The sequence below is a fragment of the Staphylococcus sp. HMSC062H10 genome, from assembly GCF_001836945.1.
In the GTDB taxonomy this organism is placed as follows: Bacteria; Bacillota; Bacilli; order Staphylococcales; family Staphylococcaceae; genus Staphylococcus; species Staphylococcus aureus.
The window spans coordinates 1-14050 of record NZ_KV831002.1; the positions used below are offsets into that span (position 1 = coordinate 1).

A 14050-nucleotide genomic window follows, 5' to 3' on the forward strand; every position below is an offset into this window, starting at 1 on the left:
TTCGGGTTCGGCAGTTCGAATCTGCCCCCCTCCATTTATTATTTTTAATAGGGGCATAGTTCAACGGTAGAATAGAGGTCTCCAAAACCTTTGGTGTGGGTTCGATTCCTACTGCCCCTGCCATGGCGGCTGTGGTGAAGTGGTTAACACATCGGATTGTGGTTCCGACATTCGAGGGTTCGATCCCCTTCAGCCGCCCTTATTATTAATGGGCTATAGCCAAGCGGTAAGGCAACGGACTTTGACTCCGTCACTCGTTGGTTCGAATCCAGCTAGCCCAGTTATTGGCGGCATAGCCAAGTGGTAAGGCAGAGGTCTGCAAAACCTTTATCACCGGTTCAAATCCGGTTGCCGCCTCCAGGTTTATGCGGGAGTAGTTCAACTTTTAGAACACGTTCCTTCCCGGAACGAGGTATAGGTGTAAATCCTATCTTCCGCTCCATAATTGCTTCCAAAGGGAAGTTTTTTGTTTACCATTAAGCCGGTGTGGCGGAATTGGCAGACGCGCGGGACTCAAAATCCCGTTCCACTTGTGGAGTGTCGGTTCGACCCCGACCACCGGTATAATTAACTGTTATTTACATAACATAACGTACTAGAAACCTTGTAAAGCAAGGTTTCTTTTTATTTCTCTCTATACAATACAAATAAAGTGGCACTCAAATGGCACACGCTTTAATAGGCTCTATGTCAAATTGGACTGATGAGTTTAATATAGGAAGTTAAGCAACTATACATTGTTTAACTTCTTTTTTTGCATATTACATTAATGATAATGACTATATTATCTGGGGTTATGTATTTGTTTTAACTTTTCTAATAAAATATTTGTAAAAGTGCTATTTTATTGTGCTTTATAGCAAGTCGTTTCAATTTATCTATCTTAATAGTAATATGGCTATTTTAATATTTACAATTTATTACATTTTTAGTCACAGGATGTAATTAGTAGTATTTTAAAATTAACTTGACAATGATTAGTGAGTAGATTGTTCAAATTTACTTTATTCCTTTTGTGGATTATTATATTTAAATTAAATTAGCCAACTAAACATTGTTAAAGTTAATTTTCTATAATATGATGAGTTTAATGTTCAAATTGGAGGTCGTTTATGAGTAACGCAAAGAATGCTGATAATAAACAGTTTTTCAGTAAGATTTTAAATTCTATTGGTGCTGGTGTTGTTATTGCACTTGTTCCGAATGCTTTATTAGGTGAAATATTAAAAATATTTAAAAGTGGTAATGAAATTTTAGAATTAACGTATCAGTTAGTGATACTAATTCAATCATTTATGGCATTTATTATTGGGGTTTTAGCTGCTCATCAATTTAAATTTAATGGCGCAGGTGCTGCTATAGTAGGTACATCAGCTATGATTGGTTCAGGTGCTGTTGTATATAGCAATAACAGTTTTATGTTAAAAGGTATAGGTGACATTATAAATACAAGTTTGGTTGTTATTATTGCATGTCTTATATATATGGTATTACAAAACAAACTTGGATCTTTTGAATTAATTATATTACCAGTTTTAGTACCTATCGTTAGTGGGGGTATCGGTCTAATCACATTACCTTACATTCGAAAAATTACTCAAGCAATTGGAAATGTAATTCATTCTTTTACAGACTTAAATCCGTTGTTAATGTCTATACTTATTAGTGTGGCATTTTCATTATTAATGGTAACACCAATATCGTTAGTAGCGATTGCAACTGCGATTAGTTTAAACGGGCTAGGAAGTGGAGCAGCAAACCTAGGTATAGTGGCTGCCTGTGTTACTTTCTTATTTGGCTCATTGCGTGTCAATTCTATTGGTGTAAATGCAGTTTTACTCATAGGAGCTGCAAAAATGATGATCCCAGTTTACTTGAAAAATTTAATTATTTCGATACCATTGACTATAAATGGAATAATTACTGGAATCATTGCTTACGTTCTTCAGGTTAAAGGAACACCATTGTCTGCTGGATTTGGATATACAGGATTAGTTGGCCCAATAAATGCATTTAACCGAATGTCAGGTGATCCAACAATGAATATTATTTTATTAGCGCTTGGTTATTTTGTCATACCATTTGTATCGGCGTTTATTGTTCATGAATTGTGTAAAAAATTTATTCCTATATATTCTAATGATATTTATAAATTTGAAGTTCCAAAACAATAATTTATAGCTTGATGACAAGAATAAGTTTTAATATATGATAAATATAGGCGTTACTGTCAATAAGATATTGATAGTAGCGCTTTTTTTGATTGATTTTAAAATGTAAGAATTGTTCGCGTATATTAGGCGATTTTTTAAATAAAGTCTTTTAAAAAGAAGCTTTTCTTTATATTGATAAAAATACATTTATAAAACACTATTGCATCAAAATGTATTAATATGTATAATTATGAATATTAATTAGGGAGGGCTGTATAAATGAAGTGTTTAATTAGGTTTATATTAGTATTAGGGTTGTTAATTAGCAGTGCTATGGTGTATATCAATCCCACAGCACATGCTGAACAAAATCAAACATGGGAGAAGATTAAAGAACGCGGTGAACTTAGAGTGGGTCTTTCTGCAGATTATGCACCAATGGAATTTGAGCATACAGTTAATGGTAAGACTGAGTATGCAGGTGTAGATATTGATTTAGCTAAAAAAATTGCGAAAGATAATAATTTAAAATTAAAAATCGTCAATATGTCATTTGATAGTTTGTTAGGAGCTCTTAAAACTGGAAAAATTGATATTATTATTTCCGGTATGACTTCAACGCCTGAACGTAAGAAGCAAGTTGATTTTTCAGATTCATATATGATGACTAAAAATATCATGCTTGTAAAGAAAGATAAAGTTAGTGAATATAAAGATATCAAAGACTTTAATAATAAAAAAGTAGGGGCACAAAAGGGAACTGAACAAGAAAAAATCGCTCAAACCGAAATTGAAAATGCATCTATTACTTCATTAAGCCGTTTACCAGACGTTATATTAGCTCTGAAAAGTGGAAAGGTTGAAGGTGCTGTTGTTGAAAAACCTGTAGCAGAAGCATATTTAAAACAAAATCCTAAATTAGGAATTTCCAATGTGAAATTTAATGAAGAAGAAAAAGATACAGTGATAGCAGTGCCAAAAGATTCGCCAAAATTATTGTCACAAATTAATAAAACGATTAAAGAGGTTAAAGATAAAGGATTAATCGATAAATATATGACTAATGCTGCAAATGCGATGAATGATGACAGTGGTTTTATTTCTAAATATGGTAGTTTTTTCTTGAAAGGAATTAAGATTACAATATTAATTTCACTTATCGGTGTTGCATTAGGTTCTATTTTAGGTGCATTCGTTGCGTTAATGAAATTAAGTAAAATAAAAATTATTTCATGGATTGCCTCTATCTATATCGAAATATTAAGAGGAACACCAATGTTAGTTCAAGTATTTATCGTATTCTTTGGTATAACTGCTGCATTAGGACTAGATATTTCAGCTCTTGTTTGTGGAACAATTGCATTAGTTATTAATTCTTCAGCTTATATTGCTGAAATTATTCGTGCAGGTATAAATGCTGTTGATAAAGGCCAAATGGAAGCCGCACGTAGTCTAGGTTTGAATTATAGACAAACGATGAAAAGTGTAATTATGCCACAAGCAATTAAAAACATTTTACCAGCTTTAGGTAATGAATTTGTCACTTTAATTAAAGAATCATCTATTGTGTCAACAATTGGTGTTGGCGAAATTATGTTTAATGCACAAGTGGTTCAAGGTATTTCATTTGACCCATTCACACCATTACTAGTGGCAGCAGCATTATACTTTGTCTTAACATTTGTACTTACACGCATTATGAACATGATTGAAGGGAGATTGAATGCCAGTGATTAAAATAAACAATCTTAATAAAGTTTTTGGAGATAATGAAGTTTTAAAAGATATCAATCTTGAAATCAATCAAGGGGAAGTAGTAGCAATAATAGGTCCATCTGGTAGTGGTAAAAGTACATTGTTAAGATGTATGAATTTATTAGAAGTACCCACTAAAGGTCAAGTGATTTTTGAAGGCAATGACTTAACGGAAAAAGGGACACAAGTAGATAAACTACGTCAAAAAATGGGTATGGTATTTCAAAACTTCAACCTATTTCCACATAAAAAAGTTGTCGATAATATTATTTTAGCTCCTAAATTATTAAAGAAAGATAATAACGATGAATTACATAAGGAAGCATTGTCGTTATTAGATAAAGTGGGATTAAAAGAAAAAGCAGATGTATATCCGAATCAATTATCAGGTGGTCAAAAACAAAGGGTAGCAATTGCAAGAGCTTTAGCAATGCATCCAGATGTTATTTTATTCGATGAACCAACTTCAGCATTAGATCCTGAGGTAGTTGGTGATGTATTAAAAGTAATGAAAGACCTAGCCAAAGAAGGTATGACCATGGTGGTTGTGACACATGAAATGGGATTTGCCAAAGATGTAAGTGACAAAGTCATATTTATGGCAGATGGCGTTGTCGTAGAGTCAGGCACACCAGTCGAAATATTTGAACAACCGCAACATGAAAGAACACAAAATTTCTTAGCAAGAGTATTATAACAACCTAACGAAGCTTGAATATATGATGCGCACCACAAAGTTATATCATATATTCAAGCTTTTTATTATTAAAATTATGTGAAATGAAACCTCAATATGAATAATGGTTGTGTTAAAATAACATAGTATTATTTTATGGGGGGCATACGATTGGATACCAAGCAGTTAAAGCAAGATATCATAGACTATGCATATACAATTGGTATCGACAGTATTGGATTTACTACTGCCGATCCCTTTGATGAATTGAAGCAAAAGCTTGAAGCTTATCATGCAAATGGTTATGCCTCAGGATTTGAAGAATCTGATATTACTTTACGGACGGAGCCTAAATTATCCTTACCAACAGCAAGATCAATCATAGCAATTGCAGTTGGTTATCCTAACAAACTGAAAGGTGCACCTAAGAGTGTTAGAGGTGATCGCAGAGGCTTATTTGCTAGAGCATCCTGGGGTCAAGATTATCATACAATTATGCGTAAACGATTAGACATGTTAGCTGCATTTATTGAATCTAAAGTTCCAGATGTTGAAATCAAATCTATGGTAGATACGGGTGTATTATCAGATAGGGCAGTAGCAGAACGTGCAGGTTTAGGCTTTGTTGGTCGTAATGGCTTTGTCATCAACCCTAAACTAGGAACATGGACATACCTCGGTGAAATGTTAGTCAGTATACCTTTTGAACCTGATGATCCATTATTAGATAGCTGTGGTGATTGTACAATTTGTGTTGATCGTTGTCCAACAAGTGCATTAGTTGGAAATGGCCAATTAAATAGTCAGAAATGCATTAGTTTTTTAACGCAAACAAAAGGCTATATGCCTGACCAATATCGTTATAAAATTGGGAATAGATTATATGGTTGCGATACGTGTCAACAAGTTTGCCCGAAAAATAGAGGTATTAATACCGAACAAGATGACATCATTTTGGAACCAGAAATTTTAAAGCCAAGATTAGTACCTTTACTACGTATGTCTAATAAAGAATTCAAACAAACATATGGTCACCTTGCAGGTGCTTGGCGTGGTAAAAAGCCGATACAACGAAATGCTATTTTAGCATTGGCGCATTTTAATGAAGTGGATGCAATTCCAGAATTGAAAAAAGTTGCAATAACAGATGAAAGACCGATGATTCGAGCAACTGCTTATTGGGCTATTGGTCAAATTCTTGGGGAAGAAGCAAGAGATTTTATCAATGCTAATTATGATCAAGAGGATGCAGCAGTTCAGAATGAAATGATAAAAGGATTAGACACAAGGAGAGAATAGTAATATGACAAATCATATCGTTTTATATCAACCAGAAATCCCAGCTAATACTGGTAACATTGCACGTACGTGTGCAGGTACAAACACACATTTACATTTAATTAAACCTCTTGGATTTAGAACTGATGATAAAATGTTAAAAAGAGCCGGTTTAGATTATTGGGAATTTGTGAATATTACGTATCATGATAGTATTGAAGCATTTTTTGAAGCCACAAATGGCGAGTATTACTTATTAACAAAATTTGGTAAAAAGACTTATAGTGATTTTGATTTTTCAAATCATGACAAAGATTTTTACTTCATTTTTGGAAAAGAAACGACAGGATTACCAGACTGGGTGAAAGAGAAATATCAAGACACAGCGTTAAGAATTCCTATGAGTGAACATATTCGTTCATTAAATTTATCAAATACTGCTGCGTTGTTAATTTATGAAGCGTTACGTCAACAAGATTTTCCAGGATTGAATTAAAATTTACTCATTTTCATTATAAAAATGATGCTTAAGTGCTATATTTAGAGTATAAGCATGTTAAAGTTAAATGGTTTGATATATTGAAAGTTAGGGTATAATAATTATTAATATCGCCGTTTTTATGTAAAATGCAAACTAAGAGGAGTGTAGAAATCATGGCAATGAACTTTAAAGTCTTTGACAATAGTCAACTTGTAGCAGAATATGCTGCTGATATTATTAGAAAGCAATTTAACAATAATCCTACTACAATTGCAGGTTTTCATTTAGATACAGATCAAGCGCCAGTACTAGATGAATTAAAGAAAAATGTAGAAAAACATGCTGTTGATTTTAGCCAAATAAATATTTTAGATTATGACGATAAAAAATCATATTTCGAAGCGTTAGGTGTACCAGCAGGTCAAGTTTATCCAATTGCTTATGAAAAAGATGCAATCGAATTAATCGCTGATAAGATTAAAACTAAAGAAAACAAAGGGAAATTAACATTACAAGTTGTTTCTATCGATGAGCAAGGTAAGTTAAATGTTAGTATTCGTCAAGGACTAATGGAAGCAAGAGAAATTTTCTTAGTAGTGACTGGTGCTAATAAACGAGATGTAGTTGAAAAATTATATCAAGAAAATGGTAAAACAAGCTTCGAACCAGCCGATTTAAAAGCACATAGAATGGTAAATGTTATTCTTGATAAAGAAGCGGCTGCAGGTTTACCTGAAGATGTTAAAGCTTACTTTACGTCACGCTTTGCTTAATTAAAAATCTGTGAGGTATTGATTATGTCTAAAGACAAAGATCCAAAATTAAATTATCATGAAGAAGAAAACAGTATGGTAACTGATTTTGAAGATTTAAAAGAATTAGGTAAAGAAATGGAACAAATTTCTGATCAAAATGATCAAGAAAAGAATTCTGAAGAAGAGAGTCAGTAAAGTATTATAATTGTGTAATATTCAGCTATTTATCATGTAAACAATGTATAGTATAGAACCTATATCAAATAGGTTTGATAATCTTGAATATGAAGTTAGGTAGCATTTTGTTACCTAGCTTTTTTATTATATTCATAGAAGCTGATTTTCCGCCAGCTTCTGTGTTTGGGCCGTTTCCCCAGCTTACACGTTATAGTAAGCTGACTTTCCGCCAGCTTCTGTGTTTGGCCCCCCAACTTGCAATGTCAGTAGAAACTGAGGATCCAATTTCACTATGTTGGGCCCGTTTCCCCAACTTGCATCGTCTGTAGAAATTGGAAATCCGATTTCACTATGTTGGGCTCGTTTCCCCAACTTGCATCGTCTGTAGAAATTGAGGATCCAAATTTACTATGTTGGGCCCCGCTAACTTGCATGAAATAGTAAGCTGACATACCGAAGCTTCAATGTTGGAGCCCGCAGTCAACTACTTCCAATATAGCTTTGTAGAGCAAAGAACATTGATTTGTGTACCAGACATAGTAATATATCAAAAATTCAATTTTAAATTTTAAAACACCATTTAAACGGAATTGATAATTAATTACCCCAGACATTATCGAAAGAAGTCATCTATCATTAATATTTTTAATGAAATCATTAAACCGCGTTTCTTAATATGCCAAGATTATGATATGCTATTGAAGAATGAAATTAGAGGAGATTTATATATTTATGTTAGGAAAATACTGGATTCAATTATTGATAGCAACAGTTATTATAAGTTTAATATCAATTAAAGCTTTTCCATTGGCAATTGGGGCATTATATTTACCTATTATTTTCAAAGTAATAAAATTACAACTCAATTTATCAAAAGGATTAATCGATGATGTTAATGCGCAAACATTCATTAAAAGTAATCAATCAGGTATTGTAATAAGTGTAATTTGTTGTTTATTAATAACAGGAATATTGTATTATACACTTGATGGGTTTTATGCGAGTTTAACAGGAGTATTAGGTACGCTTGTTGCTCTAAATCCATATACGACAATTGTTAGTGCTGTATTATATATACTTACAGCTATTGCTACGGTTGAAGCTACTAAAACAAAGTATCGTAATTAAACTTAGTTCAACAATAACTAAATAATGATAGATAACACACTAATCGTATGACCGTATCACTGTAATAAAGGGTGAGCACGTGCGATTAGTGTATTTTTATTTCAAATTATGAAAACGTTTTAATCATAAATTGCTCAAATAAATTGTTTAGTGATATACTACAGTTAAATAAACAGTGATAAGGGGAGAAATTGAATGTCAGTAAGAATTGAACATGATACTTTTGGAGAAATAGAAGTACCTGCAGATAAATATTGGGGTGCTCAAACAGAAAGAAGTAAACGCAATTTCCCAGTTGGTAAAGAGCGTATGCCAATCGAAGTAGTTTATGGTTTTGCACAACTAAAGCGTGCAGCAGCATTAGCTAATTTTGATTTAGGAAAATTAAGCGAGGCAAAGAAAGATGCCATTGTATACGCATGTGATCAAATTTTATCAGGTGAATTAGATGAACACTTCCCACTAGTTGTATGGCAAACAGGAAGCGGTACACAAAGTAATATGAATGTGAACGAAGTAGTAAGTTATGTTGCTAATATGTATTTAAAAGATCATCAAAGTGATGAAAGTATCCACCCAAATGATGATGTAAATAAATCACAAAGTTCGAATGATACATTCCCAACTGCTATGCACGTTGCATTATATCAAGAGGTTGAAACAAAATTAGAACCTGCATTAAAACTTTTAAGAAATACTTTGAAAGAAAAAGAAGATAAATTTGATTCAATTATTAAAATTGGTCGTACACATTTACAAGATGCAACGCCGATCAAACTAGGACAAGAGATTAGTGGCTGGCGTTATATGCTTGACCGTTGCGAAACAATGTTATCTGAATCTAAGAAGCACATTTTAAATCTTGCCATCGGTGGTACGGCTGTTGGTACTGGTATTAATGCGCATCCTGAATTTGGTGACAAAGTGGCACAGTATATTTCTGAAAATACGGGTTATCCATTTGTATCTTCTGAAAATAAATTCCATGCACTTACAGCGCATGATGAAGTTGTTCAATTGCACGGAACATTGAAGGCGCTAGCAGGAGACTTAATGAAAATTGCTAATGATGTGAGATGGTTGGCTTCAGGGCCACGAGCTGGTTTGGCAGAAATTTCTATCCCTGAAAATGAACCAGGTTCATCAATTATGCCTGGTAAAGTTAATCCTACACAATGTGAAATGTTAACAATGGTTGCAGTCCAAGTAATGGGTAATGATACAGTTGTTGGCTTCGCAAGTTCACAAGGTAACTTTGAATTGAATGTTTATAAACCAGTTATTATGCATAATACACTACAATCAATTTACCTTTTAGCTGACGGTATGGAAACATTTAATAACAATTGTGCAGTGGGTATTGAACCAATCGAAGAGAATATTGATAATTATTTAAATCAATCATTAATGTTAGTTACTGCATTAAATCCACATATTGGTTATGAAAAAGCTGCTCAAATTGCTAAAAAAGCCCATAAAGAAAGTTTAACTTTAAAAGAATCTGCAATTCAAACTGGATATGTTACAGAAGAACAATTTGAAGCATGGATTAAACCAGAAGATATGGTAGATCCTCATTAATTAAATATTAATATAAAATAAAGTTTGGGCATTACAGGTAGATGTAGTGTTCAAGCTTTATTTTTTTGTCTATGTCAAATTGAACTTATAAGTCCGATTTGATATGGAGCCATGAAAGGAAAAACTTTTCATGGATTCCATGTTATTATAGAACCTATTTTTTATATGATGAATTGTTGTACATGTATTGACCAAACAATATGTGATAAAAATCTTATGATGTCATGTATTGTCCTTAGATACACGTAACGCAGTTGAAAAAGACTACAAGTCATTATCCAAGGATGCTATAAATCCAAATACATTCAAAATATAAAATCCTAAGCATCGTAAAAAACATAAAAAAACCGAACATCTGAAAAAATTAATAATTTTCCATCTATTCGATTTAAGTTGATACTTGATTTAGTTACAATGCGGTATTGCATGTTTAAATATCATGCCAAACTAAACAAATTAGTCATCCAAAGAAACGGAAATGACTTCCTTAGTCAAGGGATGCACAAACTCTATTTTGTAACTTTCAAGTTCTAATTGTCTTAACGTTGAATCACCGTATAAAGGATCACCAATAACTGGATGACCAATTTCAGCTAAATGCACACGAATTTGATGAGTACGTCCAGTATCCAACTTGATTTCAAGTTGACACACAGTTTCTTTTATCATTTTTGAAGTTAAAATGTGTGTAATTGCACGCTGTCCAGTAGGAGACACACGTCGTTTATTCGAATGGAATTTATCTTTACCAATTGGCATATCAATCGTTTGTGGTTTTAAAGGTAAAAGTGCCTTAACATTTGCTTTGTATATCCGCGTAATATCATTGTCTTCTAACATGCGATCAAGAATTTTTTTCATTAAAGGATTTTTAGCAACAATTAATAATCCTACTGTTTCCTGGTCCAGTCGATGAATTGGTTCGACATAGTCACTATCAATAGTGTAAATCACATGATTCATTAAAGTATTGCTTTCTTTTAAATCATTAGGGTGGGTCTTAACACCTTTAGGTTTCATTACAATTGCCATATCATCGTCTTCGTATTTAATTTGTGCATAACGATAACTTGGAACATAATTACTTTTTTCATCGATGGTTGGAACAAATACATCGTCGCCAGTATGCACTTTATCCATTAATCGCGCAGGTTTATCATTAATAGTAATATCTTTAGACATATTTAAATGATGTAAATCTTTTTTAGGTACCTTAAGTTGTTGGAAAATATCTCGTAAACTTAAGTCATTAAAGTTTTCTGGTATTTTAAATTTCATAAAATCCTCCTATAGTCTTTAATATCATATCACAAATCAGTTCTCCGAAATATAACTATTAAGTAATCAAGGCCATTTTATCATGTTCACGTCTAAGATTTAAAAATATAATAACTCAATGTATAATAGTTAATACACGTAAAAATGAATTGGAGCGATTTGATGGAACAAAGGACGCGACTAGCTTTATTAAAAGAGATTGCCGAATTTTTAAACGAAGAAACTGAAATGTATAGCATGACCCAAGGTGCGTTAAAATATTTAATTGAGGGCAGTAATTTCACGACAGGCTGGATATTTTTCATCAATAGCGTAGGTGAACATGAACTTGTATCACATGTGGCTTTACCACAATCTTTGACAGCAGACCACTGTCACTACATTAAAGATGGGTCTTGTTGGTGTGTGAAAGCATTTAATCAACGTAGGCTAATGAAAGCGTCGAATATCGTCAATTGTTCTCGTATTAACTTAGCCTCTAAAGCATTTCCTAGCCAAAATGACAATATTACACATCATGCAACGGTACCACTTAAATCGGGTCAAGAACAATTCGGCATTTTAAATGTAGCGTCACCAAATACTGAAATATATAGTGATGAAGATTTAGAGTTGCTAGAGTCTGTCGCATTTCAATTAGGGTCAGCCATCAAACGTATTTATTTAACAGACCGTGAAAAAGAAGCAGCAAAAATTAATGAACGTAATCGCTTAGCTAGAGATTTACATGATTCAGTAAATCAAATGTTATTTTCCGTCAAACTTACAGCGCATGCTGCATATGGTATGTCAAATGAATCCATCGCTAAACAAGCATTCAAGACGATTGAAGAAACGAGTCAAAATGCCGTTAATGAAATGCGTGCATTGATTTGGCAACTTAAGCCAGTTGGACTTGAGCAAGGTTTAATTCATGCTTTGACAGCATATAGTAAATTAATGCATATACAATTAAATGTAAATGTAGAAGGTTTAATCGATTTATCTAATGAAATCGAAGAAAACATATACAGAGCATTACAAGAGTGTATTAATAATGTTAAGAAACATGCTGATACGAATAAAATGGATCTTACATTAAAACAAATGAACGATATACTATATATTGACGTGATTGATTATGGTCAAGGATTTGAGATCGATAATGTTCAGATAGCTTCATCACACGGTATAAATAACATAAAACAAAGAGTTAAATTATTAAGAGGTAAAGTGACCTTTCATTCTCAGCCAACAAAGGGTACACAAATACAATTCACAATTCCTATAAAATAGCTTGATTTAAGGAGATAACCCATGAACAAAGTAATATTAGTAGATGACCATTATATTGTGCGACAAGGATTGCGATTTTTATTATCCACGATTGAAAACATAGAAGTTTTACAAGACTTTGCAGATGGAGAAACATTTTTAGAATATTTAAAAGAGCATGAGCACCCTGATATTGTGCTATTAGATTTAGTGATGCCTGGCATGAATGGTATTGAAATTACGGAATATATTAAGGCGCATTATCCGGAAATTAAAGTATTAGTATTAACAAGTTACGTTGATGATGAACATGTAATATCAGCAATCAATAAAGGTGCTGATGGTTATGAAATGAAAGACGTTGAGCCTCAGCAATTAATTGAAACAATTAGGCGTGTCATGAACGACGAAAAAATGATACATCCAAAAGCACAAGATGTAATCGAAACAGTTAGTCAAAAACCACACTACACGAATAAGTTGTCAAAGAGAGAAATTGAAGTGTTACGTGAAATGGTTAAAGGTAAAACAAATAAAGAGATTGCAGAAACTTTATTTGTATCTGAAAAAACAATTAAAACACATGTCAGTCATATATTTAGTAAATTACAAGTTAGCGATCGTACACAAGCAGCAATTTATGCAATGGAAAATAAGTTGATTTAAAGTTGCGTTGATGTAGCTTCGTCAAAAAATCGACAATTTTTAATCGATTTATTTAGATTTTTTTCACAGCGATAGGAATTATTATACAGTTTTCTTTGTAAATTTGATATCATTATAAAAGTGTAAGTTTTATCAAATCTAGTGATTATGCATAAAATTTAACTTCATTTACTTTTGCTTCATTATAAAGTAAACTTAACTTTTGTTGACTTGATCAAAATTTAATACAAATGTGAAATTGACTCTTTTCATTTTATTAAAAATATATTAAGATGTAATCTGTGTTTCAAGAAATGTGTATTATTGCAATTTCTTGTGTCCGGATAAAATTCCCCAAACAGAAAGGTAGATAACAGAATGGATAGACAGAGTTTTACAGATTTAATTCAAACAAAATTTAAAATGGTTCGTATAGAGGCTGGTTATACGCAAGATACTATGGCGCAAACAATTGGACTTTCTAAAAAGACTTTAGTACAAATCGAAAAAGAGAGAGTATTACCAAACTGGACAACTTGTATTTCAATTTGTGCATTATTCAGAGACTCTGAAGTATTAAACAGTACATTTGGCTGTGATCCATTAGAAATCGTTCAAACAATTTCTAGAAATCACTGTGCATATCCAAACCATGCACCAACAAGTGATATTTATTGGAATAACATTGAGACTCGTAATGGGTACATTTTACAAAGTAACAAAGTAAGCAATATTTATCGTGTATTAAATCCAGATAACCAACCAATTTTCGGTACTTCTAAAATGAGAGAAGCTGAAACATACTTTAACAGAAATGCTAAAGAAGAATTAGTACATATCTAGGCCTATATACTTTTAATAAATAATAAAAGCGATGTAACACACCTGT

14 protein-coding genes and 6 tRNA genes are annotated in these 14050 nt (G+C 32.5%); 18 read left to right on the forward strand and 2 right to left on the reverse strand.

Going from position 1 to position 14050, the window contains the following annotated elements:
• Positions 1 to 49: 49 nt before the first annotated feature.
• From HMPREF2658_RS12880 to HMPREF2658_RS12935, 13 genes are all read left to right on the forward strand, one after another.
• Positions 50 to 123, forward strand: a tRNA-Trp gene (locus tag HMPREF2658_RS12880).
• Between the two features lie 2 nt (positions 124 to 125).
• Positions 126 to 198, forward strand: a tRNA-His gene (locus tag HMPREF2658_RS12885).
• 11 nt (positions 199 to 209) lie between these two features.
• A tRNA-Gln gene (locus HMPREF2658_RS12890) sits at positions 210 to 281 on the forward strand.
• Positions 282 to 286: 5 nt separating this feature from the next.
• Positions 287 to 360 (forward strand) — tRNA-Cys (locus HMPREF2658_RS12895).
• Positions 361 to 367: 7 nt separating this feature from the next.
• Positions 368 to 442: transfer RNA gene (locus tag HMPREF2658_RS14740), tRNA-Gly, on the forward strand.
• 38 nt (positions 443 to 480) lie between these two features.
• A tRNA-Leu gene (locus tag HMPREF2658_RS12900) sits at positions 481 to 564 on the forward strand.
• A 548-nt stretch (positions 565 to 1112) separates the two neighbouring features.
• Complete coding sequence (locus tag HMPREF2658_RS12905; protein WP_000063547.1) at positions 1113 to 2174, forward strand: PTS sugar transporter subunit IIC; 1062 nt, start codon at positions 1113 to 1115, stop codon at positions 2172 to 2174.
• Positions 2175 to 2432: 258 nt separating this feature from the next.
• A complete protein-coding gene (locus tag HMPREF2658_RS12910; protein WP_000649916.1) occupies positions 2433 to 3890 on the forward strand; it encodes an ABC transporter substrate-binding protein/permease in 1458 nt (485 codons plus the stop codon).
• Complete coding sequence (locus tag HMPREF2658_RS12915) at positions 3883 to 4605, forward strand: amino acid ABC transporter ATP-binding protein (RefSeq protein ID WP_000590809.1); 723 nt, start codon at positions 3883 to 3885, stop codon at positions 4603 to 4605. The genes HMPREF2658_RS12910 and HMPREF2658_RS12915 overlap by 8 nt, the downstream gene beginning before the upstream one ends.
• 150 nt (positions 4606 to 4755) lie before the next feature.
• Positions 4756 to 5883 carry a tRNA epoxyqueuosine(34) reductase QueG gene (queG, locus tag HMPREF2658_RS12920; RefSeq protein ID WP_000379990.1) on the forward strand — a complete coding sequence of 376 codons (1128 nt, stop codon included), beginning with the start codon at positions 4756 to 4758 and terminating at the stop codon, positions 5881 to 5883.
• Between the two features lie 4 nt (positions 5884 to 5887).
• Positions 5888 to 6358 (forward strand): tRNA (uridine(34)/cytosine(34)/5-carboxymethylaminomethyluridine(34)-2'-O)-methyltransferase TrmL, encoded by a 471-nt coding sequence (gene trmL / locus HMPREF2658_RS12925; protein WP_000181394.1) that lies wholly within the window; start codon positions 5888 to 5890, stop codon positions 6356 to 6358.
• A gap of 158 nt (positions 6359 to 6516) precedes the next feature.
• The gene (locus HMPREF2658_RS12930; protein WP_001251224.1) at positions 6517 to 7116 is read left to right on the forward strand and encodes a 6-phosphogluconolactonase; all 600 of its coding nucleotides are present in this window, start codon (positions 6517 to 6519) and stop codon (positions 7114 to 7116) included.
• Positions 7117 to 7140: 24 nt separating this feature from the next.
• On the forward strand, positions 7141 to 7293 hold the full coding sequence (locus HMPREF2658_RS12935) for an SAS053 family DNA gyrase inhibitor (protein WP_000031109.1): 153 nt from the start codon (positions 7141 to 7143) through the stop codon (positions 7291 to 7293).
• Positions 7294 to 7476: 183 nt separating this feature from the next.
• Here the strand turns inward: HMPREF2658_RS12935 and HMPREF2658_RS14745 are convergent, their stop codons facing one another.
• Positions 7477 to 7647, reverse strand: a complete 171-nt coding sequence (locus HMPREF2658_RS14745; RefSeq protein WP_153170596.1) for a hypothetical protein — start codon at positions 7645 to 7647, stop codon at positions 7477 to 7479.
• Positions 7648 to 8007: 360 nt separating this feature from the next.
• On the opposite strand from HMPREF2658_RS14745, the gene HMPREF2658_RS12940 reads away from it, so the two are divergent.
• Both HMPREF2658_RS12940 and fumC read left to right on the forward strand, forming a co-directional pair.
• Positions 8008 to 8403 carry a hypothetical protein gene (locus HMPREF2658_RS12940; protein ID WP_000901019.1) on the forward strand — a complete coding sequence of 132 codons (396 nt, stop codon included), beginning with the start codon at positions 8008 to 8010 and terminating at the stop codon, positions 8401 to 8403.
• 195 nt (positions 8404 to 8598) lie between these two features.
• Positions 8599 to 9984 carry a class II fumarate hydratase gene (gene fumC / locus HMPREF2658_RS12945; protein ID WP_000116239.1) on the forward strand — a complete coding sequence of 462 codons (1386 nt, stop codon included), beginning with the start codon at positions 8599 to 8601 and terminating at the stop codon, positions 9982 to 9984.
• A gap of 456 nt (positions 9985 to 10440) precedes the next feature.
• On the opposite strand, the gene HMPREF2658_RS12950 is transcribed toward fumC, so the two are convergent.
• Positions 10441 to 11262, reverse strand: coding sequence for an RluA family pseudouridine synthase (locus HMPREF2658_RS12950; RefSeq protein WP_000669377.1), 822 nt, complete (start codon positions 11260 to 11262; stop codon positions 10441 to 10443).
• A gap of 162 nt (positions 11263 to 11424) precedes the next feature.
• Between HMPREF2658_RS12950 and HMPREF2658_RS12955 the strand changes: the two genes are divergently transcribed.
• From HMPREF2658_RS12955 to HMPREF2658_RS12965, 3 genes are all read left to right on the forward strand, one after another.
• A complete protein-coding gene (locus HMPREF2658_RS12955) occupies positions 11425 to 12537 on the forward strand; it encodes a GAF domain-containing sensor histidine kinase (protein ID WP_000437967.1) in 1113 nt (370 codons plus the stop codon).
• Between the two features lie 21 nt (positions 12538 to 12558).
• Positions 12559 to 13182 (forward strand): response regulator transcription factor, encoded by a 624-nt coding sequence (locus tag HMPREF2658_RS12960; protein ID WP_001045134.1) that lies wholly within the window; start codon positions 12559 to 12561, stop codon positions 13180 to 13182.
• Between the two features lie 357 nt (positions 13183 to 13539).
• Complete coding sequence (locus tag HMPREF2658_RS12965) at positions 13540 to 14004, forward strand: XRE family transcriptional regulator XdrA (protein ID WP_000375864.1); 465 nt, start codon at positions 13540 to 13542, stop codon at positions 14002 to 14004.
• The last annotated feature ends 46 nt before the right edge of the window (positions 14005 to 14050 follow it).